The following is a 19,726-nucleotide window of genomic DNA, read 5'->3' on the forward strand; positions in this document are numbered from 1 at the left end:
GATCGGGGCGGGACCGGGTTGCCGGGCCCGCCCCGACGCGCAAGTAAGAACAAGACTATCGAGGAAACCGCCCGTCGTTCGAGAGGGGTCCTATGACCAAGAAGATCGTGTTCCTGGATCGTGAGTCCCTCGATGCCAGGGTCCGACCGTTCAACTTCCCCCACGAATACGTCGAGCACGAGTCGACCTGGACGCCGGAAGAGATCGTCTCGCGGCTCCAGGGGGCGGAGATCGCGCTGATCAACAAGGTCCCGATGCGGGCCGAGACGTTGAAGCAGCTCCCCGACCTGAAGCTGATCGCGGTCGCCGCCACCGGCACCGACGTGGTCGACAAGGCCCAGGCCAAGGCCCAGGGGGTCACGGTCGTCAACATCCGCAACTACGCGTTCAACACCGTGCCGGAGCACGTGGTCGGGCTGATGTTCGCCCTGCGGCGGGCGATCGTGCCCTACGCCAACTCGGTGCGGCGCGGCGACTGGGCGAAGTCCAAGCAGTTCTGCTACTTCGATTACCCGATCTACGACATCGCCGGCTCGACCCTCGGCATCGTCGGCTACGGGGCGCTGGGCAAGTCGATCGCCAAGCGCGCCGAGGCGCTCGGCATGAAGGTCATCGCCTACGACGTGTTCCCGCAGGACGGGCTCGTGGATTTCGAGACGATCCTCACCCAGTCCGACGTGATCACGCTGCACGTGCCGCTGACCCCGGACACCAAGGGGATGATCGGCGCCGCCGAGCTCAAGAAGATGAAGAAGAGCGCCATCCTCATCAACACGGCCCGGGGCGGGCTGGTGGACGAGGCGGCCCTGCTCGAAGCGCTCAGGGACGGCACCATCGCGGGCGCCGGCTTCGACGTGGTGGCGCAGGAGCCGCCCAAGGACGGCAACATCCTGTGCGAGGCCGACCTGCCGAACCTGATCGTCACGCCGCACGTCGCCTGGGCGAGCAAGGAGGCGATGCAGATCCTGGCCGACCAACTCGTCGACAACGTCGAGGCGTTCGTGGCGGGCAAGCCGCAGAACGTGGTCGAGAGCTGAGGGCGGCGCGCAGCGCGCCATCATTCCGGGGCGCCGCGGGCGGGCTCGGAACCCAGTGTCGCCGACGGTGTCGGCAGAGAACCACCTGAGCGTCTCGATTCCGGGTCCCGCCTCGCGGACCCGGAATGACGGGGTGGAGTGTTCACGTCGATGATGCCCACCCTGGGCCGAGGTAGAGAATGACCAAGAAGCTGCTGTTCCTGTTCGACACCGATGCCGTGCCGAACGTGTTCGACACGGTCGTCGGCTACGACGGCGGCGCGGACCACATCACCGGCTACGGCGGCGTGAATCCCGACAATGTCGGCGCGCTCGTGGACGGCACGATCTACACCCGCGGCGGTTCCGAGAAGAAGTCGACGGCGATCTTCGTCGGCGGGGGCAGCATGGCGGCCGGCGAGGAACTGTTCACCGCCGTCAAGAAGCGCTTCTTCGGCCCGTTCCGGGTCTCGGTGATGCTCGATTCCAACGGCTCCAACACCACGGCCGCCGCGGGCGTCGCGCTGGTGGCCAAGGCCGCCGGCTCGCTCCAGGGCAAGAAGGCCGTCGTGCTGGCGGGCACCGGGCCGGTCGGCATGCGCTCGGCCGCTCTGCTCGCTGGCGAGGGCGCCGAGGTCACCATCGCGGGCCGCGCCCTCGACAAAACCCAGGCCGCCGCGGACCAGATCAACAAGCGCTTCAAGGTCAACGTGAAGGCCGCCGCGACCCCCGACGAGGCCTCCCGCGTCGCCCTGGTGAAGGGCACCAACCTCGTGTTCACGGCCGGCGCGATCGGCGTCGAGCTGCTGCCCGAATCCGCCTGGGCGCAGGAATCGTCCATCGAGTTCGTCGCCGACTACAACGCCCAGCCTCCGACGGGCATCGGCGGCATCGACGTGATGGACAAGGGCAAGGACCGCAACGGCAAGCAGGCCTTCGGCGCGCTCGGCATCGGCGGGCTGAAGCTCAAGCTGCACCGGGCCTGCGTCGGCCAGCTCTTCGAGAGCACCGACAAGGTGCTCGACGCCGAGGAGATCTACGCCCTCGCCAAGACGATGGCTTGAGGAGGCGCCGGTGACCGAGACGCATCGCCCCGAGGGCGACAGCATCGAGAAGTTCCTGACGGAGCTGGCGAGCGCCGCCCCGACCCCCGGGGGCGGCGGCGCGGCGGCGATCTCCGGCGCCATGGGCGCGGCCCTGGTGTCGATGGTCTGCAACCTCACCATCGGCAAGAAGAAGTACGTCGAGGTCGAGGCCGAGCTGAAGGACGTCCTGGCCAAGTCCGAGGGCCTGCGGGTCGTGCTCACCGGCATGATCGGCGAGGACGTCCAGGCCTTCGACGCCGTCATGGGCGCCTACGGGCTGCCCAAGGCCACCGACGACGAGAAGGCGGCCCGCGCCGAGAAGATCCAGGCGGCGCTCAAGACCGCCTGCGACGTGCCGCTCGCCTGCTGCCGGGCCTGCCGCGCGGTGATCGACCTCGCGGCCATCACCGCCGACAAGGGCAATCTCAACGTCGTGTCGGACGCCGGCGTGGCGGTGCTCTCCGCCTATGCCGGCCTGCGCAGCGCGGCGCTCAACGTCTACGTCAACGCCAAGGGTCTCGAGGACCGCGACTTCGCCGACGAGCGGCTGAAGGAGCTCGAGGAGCTGCTCGGCGAGGCCGGTGCGCTGACCGAGAAGGTCTACGGGATCGTGAAGGCCAAGGTCAACTGAGAGGGCCGCCCTCCGTCCTTCGCAGGGGGAGGGCGCGTGCCCGCTGCGGCGGCGCCAAGCTGGACAGCGTGTCCGGTTGATCCCGTCGACGCCGCCGTCTCCGCGAGCGAAGCGAAGCAATCCCGTCGGCGGTACGATCTCAGAAGTCGCGCTGCCCTGGGTCACTTCGGTGCGCTCGCGATGACGGAGCGGGCGCCTCGAACGAAGCGTTCTGAAGAAAAGTCCATCGGATCGACAATCGAGGCCGGGTGCATCATGCCCCGGCCTCGTTGTTTTTCTGTATGTTGCGTCGCAATATCGAATACGATCCGTGCTGCGGATGCGAAAAAGCCGTCGTCAAGCCCGAGATCAAAAAATTTGACGGGCGTAATCTTTCGACTCAACTAAAGTAGATGGCGTCAACGGCGGCAACGAACCGCGGAGGAGGCGCCGAATGGACGTCCACGAGTATCAGGCCAAGGAGCTGCTCGCGAGCTTCGGCGTGGCCGTCCCGAAAGGCGCGATCGCCTTCAGCCCGGACCAAGCGGTCTACGCGGCGACCGAACTCGGCGGCTCGTTCTGGGCCGTGAAGGCGCAGATCCACGCGGGCGCCCGCGGCAAGGCCGGCGGCATCAAGCTGTGCCGGACCTACAACGAGGTCCGCGACGCCGCCAAGGACCTCCTCGGCAAGCGCCTCGTCACGCACCAGACCGGGCCCGAGGGCAAGCCGGTGCAGCGCGTCTACGTCGAGACCGCGGACCCGTTCGAGCGCGAGCTCTACCTCGGCTACGTGCTGGACCGGAAGGCCGAGCGCGTCCGGGTCATCGCCAGCCAGCGCGGCGGCATGGACATCGAGGAGATCGCCGCCAAGGAGCCGGATTCGCTCATCCAGGTGGTGGTCGAGCCGGCGGTCGGCCTGCAGCAGTTCCAGGCGCGGGAGATCGCCTTCCAGCTCGGGCTGAACATCAAGCAGGTCTCGGCCGCGGTGAAGACGATCATGAACGCCTACCGGGCGTTCCGCGACTGCGACGGCACCATGCTGGAGATCAACCCGCTCGTCGTGACCAAGGACGACCGGGTGCTGGCGCTCGACGCCAAGATGAGCTTCGACGACAACGCCCTGTTCCGCCGGCCGGGCATCGCCGACATGCACGACCCGTCGCAGGGCGACCCCCGCGAGGCCCAGGCCGCCGAGCACAACCTCAGCTACATCGGCCTCGAGGGCGAGATCGGCTGCATCGTCAACGGCGCGGGGCTGGCCATGGCCACCATGGACATGATCAAGCACGCGGGCGGCGAGCCGGCGAACTTTTTGGATGTCGGCGGCGGTGCGTCCCCTGAGCGGGTGGCGACGGCCTTCCGGCTCGTGCTCTCCGACCGCAACGTGAAGGCGATCCTGGTCAACATCTTCGCCGGCATCAACCGCTGCGACTGGGTCGCCGAGGGCGTCGTCCAGGCCGCCCGCGAGGTGAAGATCGACGTGCCGCTGGTGGTCCGGCTCGCCGGCACGAACGTGGAGGCGGGCAAGAAGATCCTGGCCGAGAGCGGCCTGGATCTCATCACCGCCGACACCCTGGCGGAGGCGGCCAAGAAGGCGGTCGACGCCTGCGCCGCCGCCAAGACCCAGCACTGAGAGGGGAGACCGCGCCATGAGCATCCTCATCGACGAGACCACCCCGATCATCGTCCAGGGCATCACGGGCGACAAGGGCACCTTCCACGCCAAGGAGATGCTCGACTACGGCACGAACGTCGTCGGCGGCGTCACCCCGGGCAAGGGTGGGCGCACCCATCTCGGCCTGCCGGTGTTCAACACCGTCAAGGAAGCGGTGGCGGCGACCGGGGCCACGACCTCGATCACCTTCGTGGCGCCCCCCTTCGCGGCCGACGCGATCATGGAGGCGGCCGATGCCGGGCTGCGGCTGGTCTGCTCGATCACCGACGGGATCCCCGCCCAGGACATGATGCGGGTGAAGCGCTACCTCTACCGCTATCCCAAGGAGAAGCGGACGATGGTGGTCGGCCCGAACTGCGCCGGCATCATCTCGCCCGGCAAGGCCATGCTCGGCATCATGCCCGGCCACATCTACCTCCCGGGCAATGTCGGGGTGATCTCGCGCTCGGGCACGCTCGGCTACGAGGCGGCCTCTCAGCTCAAGGAGCTGGGGCTCGGGATCTCGACCTCGGTGGGCATCGGCGGCGACCCGATCAACGGCTCGTCCTTCCTCGACCACCTCGCCCTGTTCGAGACTGACCCGGACACCGACGCGGTGCTGATGATCGGCGAGATCGGCGGCCCGCAGGAGGCCGAGGCCTCGGCCTGGATCCGCGAGAACATGTCGAAGCCGGTGATCGGGTTCGTGGCCGGACTCACGGCTCCGAAGGGGCGCCGCATGGGGCACGCCGGCGCGATCATCTCGGCGGCCGGCGACAGCGCCGCCGAGAAGGCCGAGATCATGCGCTCGTACGGGCTGACCGTAGCGCCGGATCCGGGCTCGTTCGGCCAGACGGTGGCCGACGTGCTCGCCCGGGCGGCGTAGCCGCGCTGCACCCCTTCCCCCTCTGCGGGGGAGGGTGCCCCCGGATGCGCGGCGGGAGAGGGGCAGCGCGACGGTGCGGGCTTTCAGCTCCCGTCGCGACCTCTCCGGAAATGGCGCTCCCCTCTCCCGACCCCCGCTGACGCGGGGGCCACCCTCCCCCGCAGAGAGGGGAGGGGGCGCGTCGCGCCTCGTCCTTCAAGAAAGAGCGCCACGAGGTGGCCCCATGACCCGCACGCTTCACGCAACCCCCGGTCTCGTCGATGCCACGGCCTTCGCGCCGCCGGTGATCGTCGGCACGTCGTCGGAGCAGGCGCTGGACATCCTGTTCCAGGCGCTGCTCGACGTCGCCCGCCGGCACGACCCCGACCTCGAGGCGGTCCTGCACGGCACGGCCGACATCTCGCGCTTCTCGCCGCAGATGCTCGCACGCGCGCTGCAGGTTCAGGGCATCTGGTTCCAGCTGATCTCCATCGCCGAGCAGAACGCCGCGATGCGCCGCCGCCGGCACGTCGAGCGCACGGAGGGGCGGGCCGCGCTCAGCGGCTCGTTCGCGAAGGTCTTCGCTGACGCGCGCAAACAGGGGGTGCCGCCCGAGAAGATCCAGGCGCTCCTCACCGACCTGCGCATCCGCCCGACGCTGACCGCCCATCCCACCGAGGGCAAGCGCGTCACGGTGCTGGAGAAGTTCCGCCGGATCTACCTCGTGCTGCGCGAGCTGGAGATGCCGCGCTGGACCGATCGCGAGCGCAACGGGCTCATGAACGAGCTGCGCGACCAGATCGAGCTGGTCTGGATGACGGGCGAGCTGCACCTGGAGAAGGCGACCGTCGAGCGGGAGGTGGCCTGGGGCCTGCACTTCTTCGACGAGACCCTGTTCGAGATGCTGCCCGAGACCCTGGAGGCGCTGCACGAGGCGCTGGCCGAGACCTATCCGGGCACGGAGTTCAGGGTGCCGCCGTTCTTCCAGTTCGGCTCGTGGATCGGCGGCGACCGGGACGGCAACCCCTACGTCACCGCCGCGGTCACGCGGCAGACCCTGCACCGCAACGCGCTCGCCTCGCTCACCCGCTACCGCGACCGCGTGCGCGAGTTGGGCCGGACCCTGTCGCTCACCGAGCGCTCGCTGCCGCTGCCCGAGGGCTTCCGCGCGGAGCTCGACCGGCAGCTCGCCGAGAGCGGCCAGGCCCGCGCCATCACCCGGCGCAACCCGGGCGAGCCCTACCGACAGTACCTGTCCTGCGTCCTGCGCAAGATCGAGGCGACGATCGCCCGCAACGAGGGCGAGCACCCGTCCGGTCCCGATTATGCCAGCGCGGACGGGCTGATCGAGGATCTGCGCACCCTGGAGCGCGGCCTGACCGAGGCCAAGTGCGGGGCGCTGGCGCGCGATCTCGTCCGCCCGGTGCGGCGGATGGTCGAGATCTTCCGGTTCTCGACGGTCCGGCTCGACCTGCGCGAGAACACCACCCGGACCACCGACACGCTCCACGCCCTCTGGCGCCAGCGCAACGGCGACGGCGAGCCGCCGGCCCTCGGCTCGGCCGCGTGGCGCCAGTGGCTCGACGCGGAGCTCGCCCGGCCGCGCGATCCCGAGCGGTCCTTCGAGGATCTGCCCGACGCCGCCCGCGAGACGCTCGCCACCTTCGCCCTCGTGGCCGAGATGCGCGAGGCCCTCGACCGCGAGGCGTTCGGCGCCTTCGTGCTGTCGATGACCCGCTCGGTGGAGGACGTGCTCGGCGCGTACCTGCTGGCCAAGGAGGCGGGGGTGTTCCTCGACGCCGCCGGCACGGAGATCTGCCCGCTGCCGATCGTGCCCCTGTTCGAGACCATCGACGACCTGCGCGCCGCCCCGGCGATCATGCGGGCGCTGCTCGGGACGCCGGTGGTGCGCCGCTCGACCCGCTGGCAGGGCGGGGTGCAGGAGGTGATGATCGGCTACTCCGACTCCAACAAGGACGGCGGCTTCGTCGCCGCCAACTGGGAGCTCTACAAGGCGCAGAGCAAGCTGACCCGCCTCGGCGAGGAGCTCGGCGTCGGGATCGCCTTCTTCCACGGGCGCGGCGGCTCGGTGAGCCGCGGGGGCGTGCCGACTCACCGGGGCATCATGGCCCAGCCGCCGGGCTCCATCCGCGGCCGGTTCCGCACCACCGAGCAGGGCGAGGTCGTCTCGTTCAAGTACGCCAACCGCGGCACCGCCGCCTACCAGATGGAGCTGCTGGCGGCCTCGGTGTTCGAGCACGCGCTGGCGGGCGACGGCGAGCGGGCGGGGCCGGGCCACGACGACGCCCTGGAGGCATTGGCCGGCGCCTCGCGGGCGGCCTACGTCCAGCTGCTCCAGACCGACGGCCTCGTCGACTACTTCCAGGCGGCGAGCCCGCTGGACGAGATCGCGCTCCTCAACATCGGCTCCCGCCCGGCCCGCCGCTTCGGCGCGCGCGCGCTCTCGGACCTCCGGGCGATCCCCTGGGTGTTCGCGTGGTCGCAGAACCGGCACGTGATCACCGGCTGGTACGGGGTCGGATCGGGGCTCGCGAGCTTCATCGACGTGCGCGGTCGGGACGGCGAGGCGGCGCTCAAGCGGCTGTTCACCGAATCCCGCATCCTCCGCCTCGTCCTCGACGAGGTCGAGAAGACGCTGATGATGGTCGATCTCGATATCGCCCGCGTCTACGCGGGCCTCGTCCCGGACCCGGGAACCCGGGACCGGATCTTCTCGATGATCGAGGCCGAGTACGCGCTCACCCGCGAGATGGTGCTGCGGGTGAGCGGCGGCACGGAGCTGGCCGAGCGCTTCCCGCTGTTCCGGGACCGCCTGAAGGGCCGGCTCCCGACCATCAATCAAGTGAGCCGCGAGCAGGTCGAGCTGCTCGCCCGCTACCGCGCGGAGACCGACGAGGATCGGCGCGAGGCGGTGAAGTCGGCCCTGCTCCTGTCCATCAACTGCATCGCGGTCGGCTTCGGGGCGACCGGGTAGGCGAGGGCAGAACGTGCGCCCTCTCCCGCTCGGGAGGGGGAACCCGCGCTGCGGCCGGACGCCGGTGGAACCGGTCCATTCGCGCGTCTGCGCTCTGTCAGAGCGTCCGGCGCGCGCCATTTGCCGCCGGTGAACGGGATCGCATCCCGCAACGGCACCAGAACCGTCACCAGGAGAGAGAACCCAAGATGAGCTTCACCCTGATCCAGCAGGCCAAGCCGCGCCTGCACCGCTCCGAACTCGCCGTGCCCGGCTCGAACCCGACCTTCATGGAGAAGTCGGCTTCCTCGGCGGCGGACGTGATCTTCCTCGACCTCGAGGACGCGGTCGCCCCCGACGACAAGGAGAAGGCCCGCACCAACATCATCCAGGCGCTGAACGACCTGGATTGGGGCAACAAGACCATGATGATCCGCATCAACGGTCTCGACACCCACTACATGTACCGCGACGTGGTCGACATCGTCGAAGCCTGCCCACGGCTCGACATGGTGCTGATCCCCAAGGTCGGCGTGCCGGCCGACGTCTACGCCATCGACGTGCTGGTCACGCAGATCGAGCAGGCCAAGAAGCGCGAGAAGCAGATCGGCTTCGAGGTGCTGATCGAGACGGCGCTCGGCATGGCCAACGTCGAGGCGATTGCCCAGTCGTCCAAGCGCCTGGAGGCGATGTCCTTCGGCGTCGCCGACTACGCCGCCTCGACCCGCGCCCGCTCCACCGTCATCGGCGGCGTGAACCCCGACTTCTCGGTGCTCACCGACAAGGACGAGGCCGGCAACCGTCAGACCCACTGGCAGGATCCGTGGCTGTTCGCCCAGAACCGCATGCTGGTGGCCTGTCGCGCCTATGGTCTGCGTCCGATCGACGGACCGTTCGGCGACTTCTCGGATCCGGACGGCTACCGCTCGGCCGCCCGCCGCTGCGCCGCCCTCGGCTTCGAGGGCAAGTGGGCGATCCACCCGAGCCAGATCGAGCTCGCCAACGAGGTGTTCACCCCCTCGGAGGCCGAGGTCACCAAGGCCCGCCGCATCCTCGAGGCCATGGAAGAGGCCGCCAAGGCCGGCCGCGGCGCCGTGTCCCTGGACGGTCGCCTCATCGACATCGCCTCGATCCGCATGGCCGAGGCGCTGATCGAGAAGGCGAACGCCATGAAGGGCTGAGGCCGCCCGCGGGCGCGCCGAGCTTCGACGCGCCCGAGGCCGGGGCTCTCTGGGAGGCGGACCGCGGTCACGTCCGCGATCCGCCCGACACGTTCGGTTGAGGGTGGAGAAGGCCCCGGAGCGGGCGCGTCCCTCACCTGTCCCTTCGGGCGAAGGGACCAACTCTGCGGCGCGGCGGCCGCGACGGCCCTAGAACGGCCGATCGTCCGGCAGCCGCGCCGCAGCCATCTCGTCCGGCGTCGGATCCCGGTGAACCACGATCCCGGTCGACCGATCCGCCGCGATCAGCCCGAGCCGGGCGAAGCCGTCGAGCCACCCATCCATCGGCCAGAGCCCGTGACGGTCGCGAAAGCGGGCCGCGTTGGCGACGATGTCGCGGAAATGCTGCAGCGGCGGGTCGTAGCCCGGATGGTGCTGGTGGTAGGCCCGGGGCCCGCCGAGGAACAGGATCGGCACGCCGGCCCGCTCGGCCCGGAAGGCGAGGTCGGTATCCTCCGCGCCGTAGCCCGAGAAGGTCTCGTCGAAGCCGCCGAGCCGGTCGTAGGTCGCGGCCCGCACCGCGAAGGCGAGGGACCAGAACAGGCCGGGCTGCGGCGCCGGGGCCACCGCACCGGCCGGCGGGAAGACCCGCACGGGGTGCGGCCGGCCGAGCCGCTCCAGATCCGCCGCGCGCCACCCGTCCGTGACCGCGCCGGCCGGCAGATAGCCGATCTCGCAGCAGATCAGGCCGTCCCGCTCGGCCACCGCCCGCGACAGGCCGGCGACGAGCCCCGCCGAGGGGATGCAGTCCACGTCGAGGAAGATCAGCGTGTCGGCACCGGCCGCCCGGCGCCCGGCATTGCGCGCCGCGGCGAGCGGCAGGCCGGCATGCGGGAACGGCACGCGCTCCACCGGGAAGGGCAGGTCCGGATAGGGCGCCGCGTCGCCGCCGATCTCGACGACGACGCAGCGATCGGGCGGATCGCCGCGGCCCAGGCCTTCGAGCAGGCGGGTCAGGTGCGCGCGCCGGCCCTTGTTGAGGGTGATGACCGCGACGCTCACGGGGCTGCTCCGGCGCTCAGGACGTCGATCCGGTAATCGGCGGTCCGCGCCTGCGCCCGGACTTGGGCGAAGGGCGCGGCCAGCCGGATGAACGCCTCGGCGGCACCGTCGCCCGACAGCGGGTAGTCGGTCTCGCCCAGCCAGTGCACCAGCACGATGTCGCCGTCCGGCTCGATCGTCTCGCCGGCCCGGCGGACGAGCGCGGCGAAATCCGACGGCGCCAGGAAGTACAGGAACTCGGAAAGAACGATCAGGTCGAACCGTTCCGCGGGCCAGTCCGCAGGCATCGCGCCTTGCCGGACCTCGACATGGGGGCGATCCGCGCAGCGCGCCCGTGCGGCCTCCACGGCGGCCGGGACCAGATCGGTGGACAGGAGTCGATCGCAGCGCTCAGCCAGGGCGTGCGTGAAGACGCCGATGGAGCAGGCCGGCTCGAACCCGGCCCGGTAGCGCGCCCTCGGCAGCGCCGCCAGCGTCGCCGCGTACTTGTCGCGCTCGTAGGACGACGTGGTGAAGCGCCAGGGATCCGGGTCGCTGGCGTAGATGCCGAGGAAGTAATCCTCCGGGAGGGTCTGGGTCCGCCGGGTCATGCGGGCACGGCGACGAAGCGTTCGTAGGGGCCGCAGAGCCGGTCGATCATGGCGGGCTCGAGACGGAAGCCCTCGGGATCGTCCGCGATCAGGTTCGTGGTCTGCGATTCGTGGGCCGCGACGGCGCGGGCCTTGGTCTCGCGATAGGCGGAGACGTCGAGGCGCAGGCCGGCCGGGCTCGGCCCGACCTCGGTCTCGGGCGGCAGGGTCCAGCCCCAGACGGGGTACTCGTAGACCCGCACGCCCGGCATCCGCGGCCGGGCGAGGGCGACGATCGCGGCGGCCGCCTTGTGATCGCAGTGGGGATCGTGACGCCACGTGACGAAGACCGCGCCGGCCCCGATCGCCGCGGCCGCGCTGGCCACCGCGGACGCGGCCGCCTCGGCCTCCGGCCCGTCGCTCGGGACGTGCGCGTCCGGCAGGCGCAGGAAGGTGACGGCATCGGGCCCGAGGCCGAGGACGGCCACGGCCCGCCGGGTTTCCGCCTCGCGCAGGGCGCGCAGCTTCTCCGGCGGGTAGAGGCGGGAATGCGTGTGCGAGCCGCAGCCGTCGCTGACCACGACGAGGTGCACGGGCCGTCCCGACGCCCGGGCGGCGGCGATCAGCCCGCCGCATCCGAGGCTCTCGTCGTCGGGATGGGGCGCGACGACCACGAGCCCCCCGGCTCCCCAGGAGGGCGTCGAGGCTCGCCACGGGCAGCGCGTCGGCGGCGGCCAGGAAGGCGTCGGCGCGCATCAGCGGCCTCCGATCCGGTCGGGGGCCGAGGGAGAGCGCTGGTCGCACCGCGACGGGCTGCAGACGGGATCGATCACGGGACGCTCCAGGGACGGTGCGCGGGTTCGGGCGTCCCCGGTTCTCGGGTGCGGCGCATGAACGCGCCATGAGCGGCGCGTTCGGGAAGGCCGGCGGGTGTTAGCGGTCGTTCTCGGTCGTCAGATCGTCGGCGCGGGTGCCCTCGTCGACGCCCCGGCCGGCAGCGAGGTGGACGCCGGGCGTCGGCGCGTCGCTGAACACCGCCCCGGCCGCGCCGAGAGCGCTGCGCAGGGCCTCGACCTGCCCGCTGGGCGCATCGCTGTAGCCGCCCTCGAAGTCCCGCACGAATCGCTCGTCCAGGCCGACCTTGCCGGCGAGATCGGCCTCCGACCAGCCGAGCAGCCCGCGGGCCGCCCGCGACTGCGCCGGGGTCATGGCGAGCGCCCGGCTCCCGCTCTGCGCCCCCTCGTCCGATCCTGCCAAGGTCATCCTCCTGCTTCGCGATCATCAACAACGATTGCGGTCCCGGATCGTTTCCGGGCGGTCTTCGGCCGAGCGCGACCATAATTGTGCTGAAATCCTGTCGCATCCGCCAGGGCGCAAGGATTCGGAGCGGCCTCGCGAGGGGCCGGACCGCGCGGCCGGCGCGGCGCTTCCGGACCGGGGTGACCTGCGCGCGGCGCGCGCGACATGGGGACTGGACGATGAGAGGGGTGCTGATCGCGAGCTTGGCCTGTGCCGTGCTGGCCATGGACCTGTCCGCGGCGACGCAGGCGCAGGCGCAGATGGGCGGCTCGCCCACGGGCTTCGGCCGGGGCAACCGCCGGCCGGGCGGCGAGGAGGAGAAGAAGCCCCAGTACGTGCCGGGGACCAAGGCCAGCGAGAAGATGTTCCCGCTGGATTCGACCTGGACCGCCGTGAGCCTGAACGGCAAGCCGTTCACGGGCGGCGACCGGCCGAGCTTCATCATCGACAAGCAGTACCGCGCCCGCGGCTACGGCGGCTGCAACACCTTCGCGGCCACCGCGTTCCCGCTCAAGGAGCAGCACATCGCCGTCGGCCCGCTCGCGCTGACCAAGAAGAGCTGCGACAAGGGCCTCGCGGCCACCGAGCAGGCCTTCTTCATCGCCCTGCGCACCTCGGCGGTGTGGGACATGGTCGGCTCGCAGCTGGTGCTCAAGAGCCCGAACGGCGAGCTGAAGTTCGACCGGGCCCTTTAAGGTCCGGTTCACCACGCCGGACGAAGGCGGCCGCCGATTCAGACGCCCTTGAGAGGCGTCGAGGCTCAATCCTCGCGGATCGAGGAGGCCACGGATGCCAGTCGGGATCGGGATCGGACGCGGGGACTCCCTGCGTCCCGCGGTGACGCGGACCTCGCGCTTCTCGGGGCCCGAGGGGTTCCACCCCGGCGCCCTCTGGCTCGCCACGGCGGTCCCCGTCGCGGCGACGCTTCTCCTGCTCGTCCGGCTCGCCGCCTGAGGCGGATACCGCTCCGCGCGGGCCGCCGGTCACCGGGAGCCGGTCGTGTCCCGCGACTGGTTGGTTCCGGAGGGGTGACTTCCGGAGGGGCGACGCGGTTCCGGCGCCGTCTCCGATCGCAGCATGACCGGCGGGAACAGGGCGGCCAGACCTGCGGCCACGCCGTACAGGACGGGGTCGGCGTTCGGGCCCGCTTCGGGCGGACGCAGATCGCTCGTCAGCCCCGTGCGCCTGCGGGCATCGCGCGCGTTCGCGAGCATCTGTCCGCGTCCCCTTGTTCACCTGTTCGCGAACGATCAATGCCGCGTTCCGCGTTTCGTTGCCGCGGACGCGGAATTTCGCCCGGGGAGCGGTCGCGGCGGGATCTCAGCCGCGGCGCCGGAGGACCGTCAGGGGCCGGCCCTCGGACAGCGGGCAGGCGGCCGGGACGACCTCGACGATCGACGCGCTCGGGCAGCGCGCCCGGCAGCCCTGGGCCGCCGCGATCTGGTCGCCGCCACAGGCATCGGCGAAGCAGAAGGTCCCGAGATCCTCGCAGGTCGCCCGGAACCGCCCGAGCGGTCCGGCCTCCCGCAGATCCGCGGCCCTGGCCCCGTGTGTCAGCAGGAGCGCCGTCAGACCGATCAGGGCCGGGAGCCGTGCCATCTCTGTTTCCCATCCGGGTCGCGACCGCTTGCGGAGCCAGCCTAGCATTGGCAGCCTGGGCGCGCCGTACCATTCCCGCGACAGGCGCTGCGCGTCATCCGTCGCGATCCCGGCCGCGCCGCGCGGTCGGGACGACCACTCCCTCCGAAAGGCCGCCATGCCGCTCTACGCCCTCGACGATCACGTCCCCGACCTCGCCGACCCTGACCGGGTCTGGATCGCGCCCGACGCGCAGGTGGTCGGCCGCGTGCATCTCGGCCTCGATGTCGGGATCTGGTTCGGCGCGGCCCTGCGCGGCGACAACGAGCCGATCCGCATCGGCGACCGCACCAACGTCCAGGAAGGCGTGATCATGCACGTCGATCCCGGCTTTCCCCTCGACATCGGGACCGACGTCACGATCGGGCACGGCGCGATCGTGCACGGCTGCACCATCGGGGACGGCAGCCTCGTCGGCATGGGGGCGACGGTTTTGAACGGGGCCCGGATCGGCCGCGGCTGCCTCGTCGGCGCCAACGCGCTGGTCACCGAGGGCAAGGAATTCCCGGATCACAGCCTGATCGTCGGGGCGCCGGCGAAGGCCGTGCGCACCCTCGACGAGGCCGCGATCGAGGGCCTGCGGCAGGCCGCCCAGCGCTACGTGGAGAATGCCCGGCGCTACCGGGCGGGCCTGCGCCGCATCGACGGCTGACGGGTACGGGCCGCTCCCCGGGCGGGAGCGGCCGGGCCGCCCTTACTTCTTGGCCTTGCCGCGCTCGATCGCCTCCTCGATCAGCCGGTGGGCCTCTTCCTTGTCGCCCCAGCGGACGAACTTGACCCACTTGCCGGGCTCCAGGTCCTTGTAGTGCTCGAAGAAGTGCTGGATCTGCTGGATCGTGATCTCGGGCAGGTCGGTGTAGTTCTCGACGCGGTCGTAGCGCTTGGTCAGGTGGCGCGAGGGCACCGCGATGATCTTCTCGTCCTCGCCGCCCTCGTCCTGCATCACCATGACGCCCACGGGACGCGCGCTGATGATCGCGCCCGGCAGCACGGCGCGGGTGTTGGCCACCAGAACGTCGCAGGGATCGCCGTCGCCCGACAGGGTGTGGGGGATGAAGCCGTAATTCCCGGGGTAGAACATCGGGGTGTACAGGAACCGGTCGACGACCAGCGCGCCGGATTCCTTATCCATCTCGTACTTGATCGGCTCGCCGCCGAGCGGCACCTCGACGATCACGTTGACGTCGTGCGGCGGCTTCTTGCCGAGCGGGATGGCGTCGATCTTCATGGCGTGTCGCTTCCGGAATGCGGTCTCGTCCGCTTCCCGGCTCTCTTAGAGGCGCGGCTTGGCAAAGCAAATCAGTCGATGGTGCGGCCCGGCAACGAGCGCTGGAAAACGTTAGCCGAAGAGATAGCCGACCTTGGGGAGCGGGAGGCCCGCCACCCGGTCCAGCACCCGCGGACCGGCGACGCCGCCGAGCCCCTCGTAGAAGGCGCTGGCGCGGGCGTTGTCCTCCAGGCTCCACACGCCGAGCCGCGTGAGGCCGTGATCCGCGAGGTCGTTGCGCACCGCCCGGAACAGGCGTCGGCCCAGGCCGACGCCCTGGTACTCCGGAAGCAGGTAGAGCTCGTCGATCTCGGCCTCGGTCCCGAGCGACCGGCTGCGCGTCCGCCCGTAGGCCGCGTAGCCGACGACGAGTTCGCCCGTCTCGACCACCGCGATCGGCCGCCCGCGGCGCAGGGCGCCCCGCCACCACGCCCGGTCCCGGGTGGCGATCAGCCGCTCCAGGGCGACGCCGGGGATGATTCCGCGATAGGCCTCGCGCCAGGACGCATCGAACACCTTGGACAAGCCGCCGAGATCGGCCTCGCGGGCCCGGCGGATGCTCGTGGTGCGCGTGCTCATGGGCTTCGGGCCTCCGATCGTCCGACCGGCGGATAACTCGCGCGGCCCGCGCAGGTTCGGTGCCGATCCGGGCGGAGTGAAGGCAAGAATGGCGCCGGATCGCGCCGGCTCCGGGGCGTTGCCCGCCCGCCGGTCACCTGCCGGCCCGCGAATTGCGGGGTGGGCGGGTGGCTGGTAGAGCCCGGGCTCGTTCCCTCGGCAGCACGGCCTTGTTCAACCGCTTCCTCAAGCCCGAGACGCGCTACGCGCGGCGCATGGCCCGGATCGCCCGCTTCGAGCGGCCGATCGCCGGCCCCGGCGACCGGCTGATGGCCTGGGCCAACATGCTGCTGATGGACCACGGGGTCTTCCGCCTCGCCTACCTCAATCGGCACCGGGTCGGGTCCGGCGCCCTCTGGCGCTCGGCCCAGCCCGGTCCCCACCAGCTCGCCCGCTTCCGGGCCGAGGGGGTGCGGACGATCATCTCCCTGCGCGGCGGGCGCGAGCACGGGTCCTGGCCGCTCCAGCGCGAGGCCTGCGAGCGCCACGGGCTCAAGCTCGTCGAGTTCGTGCTCCGCTCGCGGGAGGCGCCCGACCGGGCCACCATCCTCGGCGCGAAGGCGTTCTTCGCCGGCATCGAGTACCCGGCCGTGATGCACTGCAAGTCCGGCGCCGACCGGGCCGGCCTCGCCTCGGCCCTGTACCTGATCCTGCACGAGGGCCGCCCGGTGGCCGAGGCCGCGCGGCAGCTCTCCGCCCGCTACGGCCATCTCCGCTTCGCCAAGACCGGCATCCTCGACGCGTTCTTCGCCCGGTACCGCGCCGAGGGCGAGGCGAAGGGCCTCGACTTCCTGACCTGGGTCGAGACCGTCTACGATCCCGAGGCGCTCAAGCGCGACTTCCGGCCGGGCTTCTGGTCGGATCTGGCGGCCGACCGGGTGCTCCGGCGGGAGTGAGGGCTCACTCCGCCGCCGGCCGCGCCGCCTCCCGGAACGGGTGGGCCGGGTAGGTGCCGATCACCCGCAGCTCGCGCGAGAAGAAGCCGAGCTCGTCGAGCGCGCGGCTGAGGCCCGGATCCTCCGGGTGGCCGTCGACCTCGGCGTAGAACTGCGTGGCGGTGAACTCGCCGTCGACCATGTAGCTCTCGAGCTTCGACATGTTGACGCCGTTGGTCGCGAAGCCGCCGAGCGCCTTGTAGAGGGCGGCCGGGATGTTGCGGACGCGGAACACGAAGCTCGTCACGCAGGGCTCGGTGCCCTGGGCGACCGGCACGGGCTCGGGGGAGAAGACCACGAACCGGGTGGTGTTGTGCGCCTCGTCCTCGACGTCGCGCTCCAGGATGTCGAGGCCGTAGACCTCGGCGGCGAGCGCGGGCGCCAGGGCCGCCCGGCTCGGGTCGCCGATCTCGGCGATCTCGCGGGCCGCCCCGGCGGTGTCGCCGGCGACCACGGCCTTCAGGCCCATCCGCCGGATGATCCGGCGGCACTGGCCCAGCGCGTGGACGTGGCTGTGGACGCTCCTCAGCGACTCGCGCTTCGTGCCCGGCAGGACCATCAGCTGGAAGTGGATCGGCAGGAAGTGCTCGGCCACGATGTGCAGCGGCGAGATCGGGATCAGGTGGTGGATGTCGGCGACCCGGCCCGCGATCGAGTTCTCGATCGGGATCATCGCCCGCTGGGCGCGCCCCTCCGTCACCGCCGCGAAGGCGTCCTCGAAGGTCGGGCAGGGGAGGGGTGTCCAGTCCGGGTAGGCCTCCGCGCAGATGATGTGCGAGTTGGCCCCGGGCTCACCCTGGTAGGCGATGGTGCGGTCGGTCATGGCGGCGCGGATTCGTTCGGCGTGTCAGTTCAGGCGCCGGCCCTGCAGCAGGGCGCGGGCCCGTTCCAGGTCGGCGGGGGTGTCGACGCCGAGCGGCAGGTCGTCGACGATGGCGGCATCGATGCGCATGCCGGCCTCGAGGGCCCGCAGCTGCTCCAGCTTCTCCCGCACCTCCAGCTCGCCGGGCGGCAGGGCCACGAATCGGCTCAGCGCCGTGCGCCGGTAGGCGTACAGGCCGATATGGTGCCAGAGGGGCCCGTCGCCCCAGGGCGCGCGGGCGCGGGTGAAGTAGAGGGCGCGCAGTCGCCCGGGACCGACCGCGTGGCCGACGAGCTTGACCACGTTGGGGTTGTCGGCCTCGTGCGGATCGGTGATCGGCGCGCACAGGGTGACGATGTCGACGGTGCGGTCGGCGAGCGGCACGATAGCGGCGCCGATGATCGCCGGGTCGATGGTCGGCAGGTCGCCCTGCACGTTGACGACCACGTCGTGGCGCCCCTCCGGATCGACGATCTCCAGCGCCTCGGCGAGCCGGTCGGATCCCGACGGATGGTCGGCCCGGGTCATCACCGCGAGGCCGCCCGCGGCCTCGACCGTGCGGGCGATCTCCGCCGTGTCTGTGGCGACCACCACGGGGCCGATGCCGGCCTCCACGGCCCGGCGCCAGACATGGACGATCATGGCCTCGCCGGCGATGTCGGCCAGCGGCTTGTTCGGCAGGCGGGTCGCGGCGAGGCGCGCCGGGATCAGGACCAGGGGATCGGACATCGAGATTCGGATCCGGAAGCGCGGGTCGAGCGGCCGCGGCGGGAGGCGGCCGGCTGCTTAACAGGCCGGCCCCCGGTTGTCGTCCCCGGAAACGGGCCGGTCGAGGGCCGGGCAGAGGGCCGGGCAGAGGGCCGGGCAGAGGGCCGGGATGCGGCCGGACCGCGGTGGAGAAAAGGTGCCACCTGGTGACAAGCTGGGCAATTCGGTGGAACAATCCTGCGCTGGAGCGACGCGGAACGCCCCTGCGGCATTGTCAGGAACCGCCCGGAACCGCTAAGGCAACCTCGAAATCTTCCAATGTCCGGTGTCCGAGCCCGCTCGCCCGTGTCAGGCGCGCGATCGGCACGGCCGAGTTGCGAGAAGAGCATGAACTCGTTCGAGGTGAACAAGGTCCTGGGTGCAGTCCTCGGCGCCCTTCTGTTCGCGGCCGGATCGGGTTTCGTCGCCGAATTGATCTATCACCCGAAGCCGGCGGGCAAAGCCGGCTACGACCTGCCCGAGCCGCAGCCCGAGGCCGCCTCCGCGGCGCCCGAGGCCAAGGTCGAGCCGATCGCCGTCCGCCTCGCCAGCGCCAACGTCGAGAAGGGCGAGGCCGGCACCAAGGCCTGCCACGCCTGCCACAGCTTCGAGAAGGGCGGCCCCAACAAGGTCGGTCCCGACCTGTACGGCATCGTCGAGCGGCCGAAGGGCGCGCATGCGGGCTTCGACTACTCGGCGGCCATGAAGGAGAAGGGCGGCACCTGGACCTACGCCGACCTCGACGAGTTCCTCACGAGCCCGAAGGCCTACGTGAAGGGCACCAAGATGGCCTACGCCGGCATCGCCGCGCCGCAGGAGCGGGCCAACGTCATCGCCTACCTGCGGACGCTCGCCGAATCGCCGAAGCCGCTGCCGGCCGTCGAGAAGAGCGACGCCGCGCCGGCGGCCGCGCCCGCCGCGGCCAAGCCCGAAGACAAGCCCGCAGCCGACAAGCCGTCTGCCGACAAGCCTGCCGCCGGCAAGGCGTCCGAGGGCAAGGACAGCCCGGCCAAGCCCGCCGATACCGGCACCGCCAAGCCGGTCGAGGCGAAGTCGCCCGGCAGCCCGCGCACGACCGGCGAGTCGAGCGACCGCAACGCGCCGGCCCCGCCGGCCAGCGCCCACGACAGCGACCAGCAGGGCCAGCCCTCGAGCCTGATCCCCGCCGAGCCGACCGCGCCGACGGCGCCGGCCGCCAAGGAGCCGCCCGCGCAGGCCAATCCCGAGGCCGTCGACCGGGCGAAGGATCTCGAGGTCGGCGGCCCGACCAAGGATCTGAACGCGCCGCTGCCGACCCCGCAGCCGCTGCCGAAGGAGTAGGCGGCACCTCCGGGTCCGGGTCCGGGTCCGGGGCCGGGGACGGTC

General features: G+C 71.3%; 20 protein-coding genes and 1 pseudogene. 12 read left to right on the forward strand and 9 right to left on the reverse strand.

From position 1 onward, the window contains the following. Positions 1–92 precede the first annotated feature (92 nt). The 7 genes from ME121_RS06795 to ME121_RS06825 all read left to right on the forward strand — a co-directional run bounded on the left by ME121_RS06795 (position 93) and on the right by ME121_RS06825 (position 9,385). Positions 93–1,037 carry a D-2-hydroxyacid dehydrogenase gene (locus ME121_RS06795; protein WP_012320604.1) on the forward strand — a complete coding sequence of 315 codons (945 nt, stop codon included), beginning with the start codon at positions 93–95 and terminating at the stop codon, positions 1,035–1,037. A gap of 179 nt (positions 1,038–1,216) precedes the next feature. Next, entirely contained in the window at positions 1,217–2,080 is an 864-nt protein-coding gene (locus ME121_RS06800; protein ID WP_012320603.1) for an NADP-dependent methylenetetrahydromethanopterin/methylenetetrahydrofolate dehydrogenase, read from the forward strand. Between the two features lie 10 nt (positions 2,081–2,090). Then, a complete protein-coding gene (fchA, locus tag ME121_RS06805; RefSeq protein WP_029359841.1) occupies positions 2,091–2,732 on the forward strand; it encodes a methenyltetrahydrofolate cyclohydrolase in 642 nt (213 codons plus the stop codon). Positions 2,733–3,165: 433 nt separating this feature from the next. Next, positions 3,166–4,344 carry a malate--CoA ligase subunit beta gene (locus tag ME121_RS06810; RefSeq protein WP_012320601.1) on the forward strand — a complete coding sequence of 393 codons (1,179 nt, stop codon included), beginning with the start codon at positions 3,166–3,168 and terminating at the stop codon, positions 4,342–4,344. A 16-nt stretch (positions 4,345–4,360) separates the two neighbouring features. Further along, positions 4,361–5,251 (forward strand): succinate--CoA ligase subunit alpha, encoded by an 891-nt coding sequence (gene sucD, locus ME121_RS06815; protein WP_010687110.1) that lies wholly within the window; start codon positions 4,361–4,363, stop codon positions 5,249–5,251. A 223-nt stretch (positions 5,252–5,474) separates the two neighbouring features. Beyond that, on the forward strand, positions 5,475–8,225 hold the full coding sequence (locus ME121_RS06820; protein ID WP_059408564.1) for a phosphoenolpyruvate carboxylase: 2,751 nt from the start codon (positions 5,475–5,477) through the stop codon (positions 8,223–8,225). A 188-nt stretch (positions 8,226–8,413) separates the two neighbouring features. Further along, the gene (locus tag ME121_RS06825) at positions 8,414–9,385 is read left to right on the forward strand and encodes an HpcH/HpaI aldolase/citrate lyase family protein (protein ID WP_059408565.1); all 972 of its coding nucleotides are present in this window, start codon (positions 8,414–8,416) and stop codon (positions 9,383–9,385) included. Between the two features lie 189 nt (positions 9,386–9,574). On the opposite strand, the gene ME121_RS06830 is transcribed toward ME121_RS06825, so the two are convergent. From ME121_RS06830 to ME121_RS06845, 4 genes and pseudogenes are all read right to left on the reverse strand, one after another. Beyond that, on the reverse strand, positions 9,575–10,426 hold the full coding sequence (locus ME121_RS06830) for a glycosyltransferase family 2 protein (RefSeq protein WP_012320598.1): 852 nt from the start codon (positions 10,424–10,426) through the stop codon (positions 9,575–9,577). Then, positions 10,423–11,016 carry an SAM-dependent methyltransferase gene (locus ME121_RS06835; protein ID WP_012320597.1) on the reverse strand — a complete coding sequence of 198 codons (594 nt, stop codon included), beginning with the start codon at positions 11,014–11,016 and terminating at the stop codon, positions 10,423–10,425. The genes ME121_RS06830 and ME121_RS06835 overlap by 4 nt, the downstream gene beginning before the upstream one ends. Next, a pseudogene (locus ME121_RS06840) lies at positions 11,013–11,751 on the reverse strand (PIG-L deacetylase family protein). The gene ME121_RS06835 and the pseudogene ME121_RS06840 overlap by 4 nt, the downstream one beginning before the upstream one ends. A 177-nt stretch (positions 11,752–11,928) precedes the next feature. Continuing rightward, positions 11,929–12,252: a helix-turn-helix domain-containing protein gene (locus ME121_RS06845; RefSeq protein ID WP_024829187.1), complete on the reverse strand. Its 324-nt coding sequence runs from the start codon at positions 12,250–12,252 to the stop codon at positions 11,929–11,931. A 221-nt stretch (positions 12,253–12,473) separates the two neighbouring features. Between ME121_RS06845 and ME121_RS06850 the strand changes: the two genes are divergently transcribed. Both ME121_RS06850 and ME121_RS33400 read left to right on the forward strand, forming a co-directional pair. Next, complete coding sequence (locus ME121_RS06850; RefSeq protein WP_012320594.1) at positions 12,474–12,989, forward strand: META domain-containing protein; 516 nt, start codon at positions 12,474–12,476, stop codon at positions 12,987–12,989. Positions 12,990–13,083: 94 nt separating this feature from the next. Continuing rightward, positions 13,084–13,248 carry a hypothetical protein gene (locus ME121_RS33400; RefSeq protein WP_165851008.1) on the forward strand — a complete coding sequence of 55 codons (165 nt, stop codon included), beginning with the start codon at positions 13,084–13,086 and terminating at the stop codon, positions 13,246–13,248. Between the two features lie 366 nt (positions 13,249–13,614). Here the strand turns inward: ME121_RS33400 and ME121_RS06860 are convergent, their stop codons facing one another. Beyond that, the gene (locus ME121_RS06860) at positions 13,615–13,893 is read right to left on the reverse strand and encodes a hypothetical protein (protein ID WP_053621504.1); all 279 of its coding nucleotides are present in this window, start codon (positions 13,891–13,893) and stop codon (positions 13,615–13,617) included. A 157-nt stretch (positions 13,894–14,050) separates the two neighbouring features. On the opposite strand from ME121_RS06860, the gene ME121_RS06865 reads away from it, so the two are divergent. Next, complete coding sequence (locus ME121_RS06865) at positions 14,051–14,584, forward strand: gamma carbonic anhydrase family protein (RefSeq protein ID WP_024829190.1); 534 nt, start codon at positions 14,051–14,053, stop codon at positions 14,582–14,584. 42 nt (positions 14,585–14,626) lie between these two features. Here the strand turns inward: ME121_RS06865 and ppa are convergent, their stop codons facing one another. Together ppa and ME121_RS06875 are read right to left on the reverse strand one after the other, a co-directional pair. Beyond that, the gene (ppa, locus tag ME121_RS06870) at positions 14,627–15,160 is read right to left on the reverse strand and encodes an inorganic diphosphatase (RefSeq protein ID WP_012320589.1); all 534 of its coding nucleotides are present in this window, start codon (positions 15,158–15,160) and stop codon (positions 14,627–14,629) included. Between the two features lie 111 nt (positions 15,161–15,271). Further along, a complete protein-coding gene (locus tag ME121_RS06875; RefSeq protein WP_012320588.1) occupies positions 15,272–15,778 on the reverse strand; it encodes a GNAT family N-acetyltransferase in 507 nt (168 codons plus the stop codon). 209 nt (positions 15,779–15,987) lie between these two features. Between ME121_RS06875 and ME121_RS06880 the strand changes: the two genes are divergently transcribed. Continuing rightward, positions 15,988–16,713 carry a tyrosine-protein phosphatase gene (locus ME121_RS06880; protein WP_012320587.1) on the forward strand — a complete coding sequence of 242 codons (726 nt, stop codon included), beginning with the start codon at positions 15,988–15,990 and terminating at the stop codon, positions 16,711–16,713. A gap of 4 nt (positions 16,714–16,717) precedes the next feature. Here ME121_RS06880 and ME121_RS06885 read toward each other — a convergent pair whose 3' ends face one another. Both ME121_RS06885 and ME121_RS06890 read right to left on the reverse strand, forming a co-directional pair. Continuing rightward, positions 16,718–17,575 (reverse strand): prephenate dehydratase, encoded by an 858-nt coding sequence (locus ME121_RS06885; protein ID WP_012320586.1) that lies wholly within the window; start codon positions 17,573–17,575, stop codon positions 16,718–16,720. 24 nt (positions 17,576–17,599) lie between these two features. Then, a complete protein-coding gene (locus tag ME121_RS06890; protein WP_012320585.1) occupies positions 17,600–18,343 on the reverse strand; it encodes a 3-deoxy-manno-octulosonate cytidylyltransferase in 744 nt (247 codons plus the stop codon). A 366-nt stretch (positions 18,344–18,709) separates the two neighbouring features. On the opposite strand from ME121_RS06890, the gene ME121_RS33405 reads away from it, so the two are divergent. Next, entirely contained in the window at positions 18,710–19,681 is a 972-nt protein-coding gene (locus tag ME121_RS33405; RefSeq protein WP_024829192.1) for a c-type cytochrome, read from the forward strand. Positions 19,682–19,726 lie beyond the last annotated feature (45 nt).

This window comes from Methylobacterium sp. ME121, from assembly GCF_000974725.1.
Classification (GTDB): domain Bacteria; phylum Pseudomonadota; class Alphaproteobacteria; order Rhizobiales; family Beijerinckiaceae; genus Methylobacterium; species Methylobacterium radiotolerans.

Excerpts from the sequence above, each read along its gene's own strand:
- ME121_RS06795 (WP_012320604.1), top strand. The coding sequence starts at position 93 with ATGACCAAGAAGATCGTGTTCCTGGATCGTGAGTCCCTCGATGCCAGG.
- ME121_RS06800 (WP_012320603.1), top strand. The coding sequence starts at position 1,217 with ATGACCAAGAAGCTGCTGTTCCTGTTCGACACCGATGCCGTGCCGAAC.
- ME121_RS06810 (WP_012320601.1), top strand. The coding sequence starts at position 3,166 with ATGGACGTCCACGAGTATCAGGCCAAGGAGCTGCTCGCGAGCTTCGGC.
- sucD (WP_010687110.1), top strand. The coding sequence starts at position 4,361 with ATGAGCATCCTCATCGACGAGACCACCCCGATCATCGTCCAGGGCATC.
- ME121_RS06820 (WP_059408564.1), top strand. The coding sequence starts at position 5,475 with ATGACCCGCACGCTTCACGCAACCCCCGGTCTCGTCGATGCCACGGCC.
- ME121_RS06825 (WP_059408565.1), top strand. The coding sequence starts at position 8,414 with ATGAGCTTCACCCTGATCCAGCAGGCCAAGCCGCGCCTGCACCGCTCC.
- ME121_RS06835 (WP_012320597.1), bottom strand. The coding sequence starts at position 11,016 with ATGACCCGGCGGACCCAGACCCTCCCGGAGGATTACTTCCTCGGCATC.
- ME121_RS06850 (WP_012320594.1), top strand. The coding sequence starts at position 12,474 with ATGAGAGGGGTGCTGATCGCGAGCTTGGCCTGTGCCGTGCTGGCCATG.
- ME121_RS33400 (WP_165851008.1), top strand. The coding sequence starts at position 13,084 with ATGCCAGTCGGGATCGGGATCGGACGCGGGGACTCCCTGCGTCCCGCG.
- ME121_RS06860 (WP_053621504.1), bottom strand. The coding sequence starts at position 13,893 with ATGGCACGGCTCCCGGCCCTGATCGGTCTGACGGCGCTCCTGCTGACA.
- ME121_RS06865 (WP_024829190.1), top strand. The coding sequence starts at position 14,051 with ATGCCGCTCTACGCCCTCGACGATCACGTCCCCGACCTCGCCGACCCT.
- ppa (WP_012320589.1), bottom strand. The coding sequence starts at position 15,160 with ATGAAGATCGACGCCATCCCGCTCGGCAAGAAGCCGCCGCACGACGTC.
- ME121_RS06875 (WP_012320588.1), bottom strand. The coding sequence starts at position 15,778 with ATGAGCACGCGCACCACGAGCATCCGCCGGGCCCGCGAGGCCGATCTC.
- ME121_RS06885 (WP_012320586.1), bottom strand. The coding sequence starts at position 17,575 with ATGACCGACCGCACCATCGCCTACCAGGGTGAGCCCGGGGCCAACTCG.
- ME121_RS06890 (WP_012320585.1), bottom strand. The coding sequence starts at position 18,343 with ATGTCCGATCCCCTGGTCCTGATCCCGGCGCGCCTCGCCGCGACCCGC.
- ME121_RS33405 (WP_024829192.1), top strand. The coding sequence starts at position 18,710 with ATGAACTCGTTCGAGGTGAACAAGGTCCTGGGTGCAGTCCTCGGCGCC.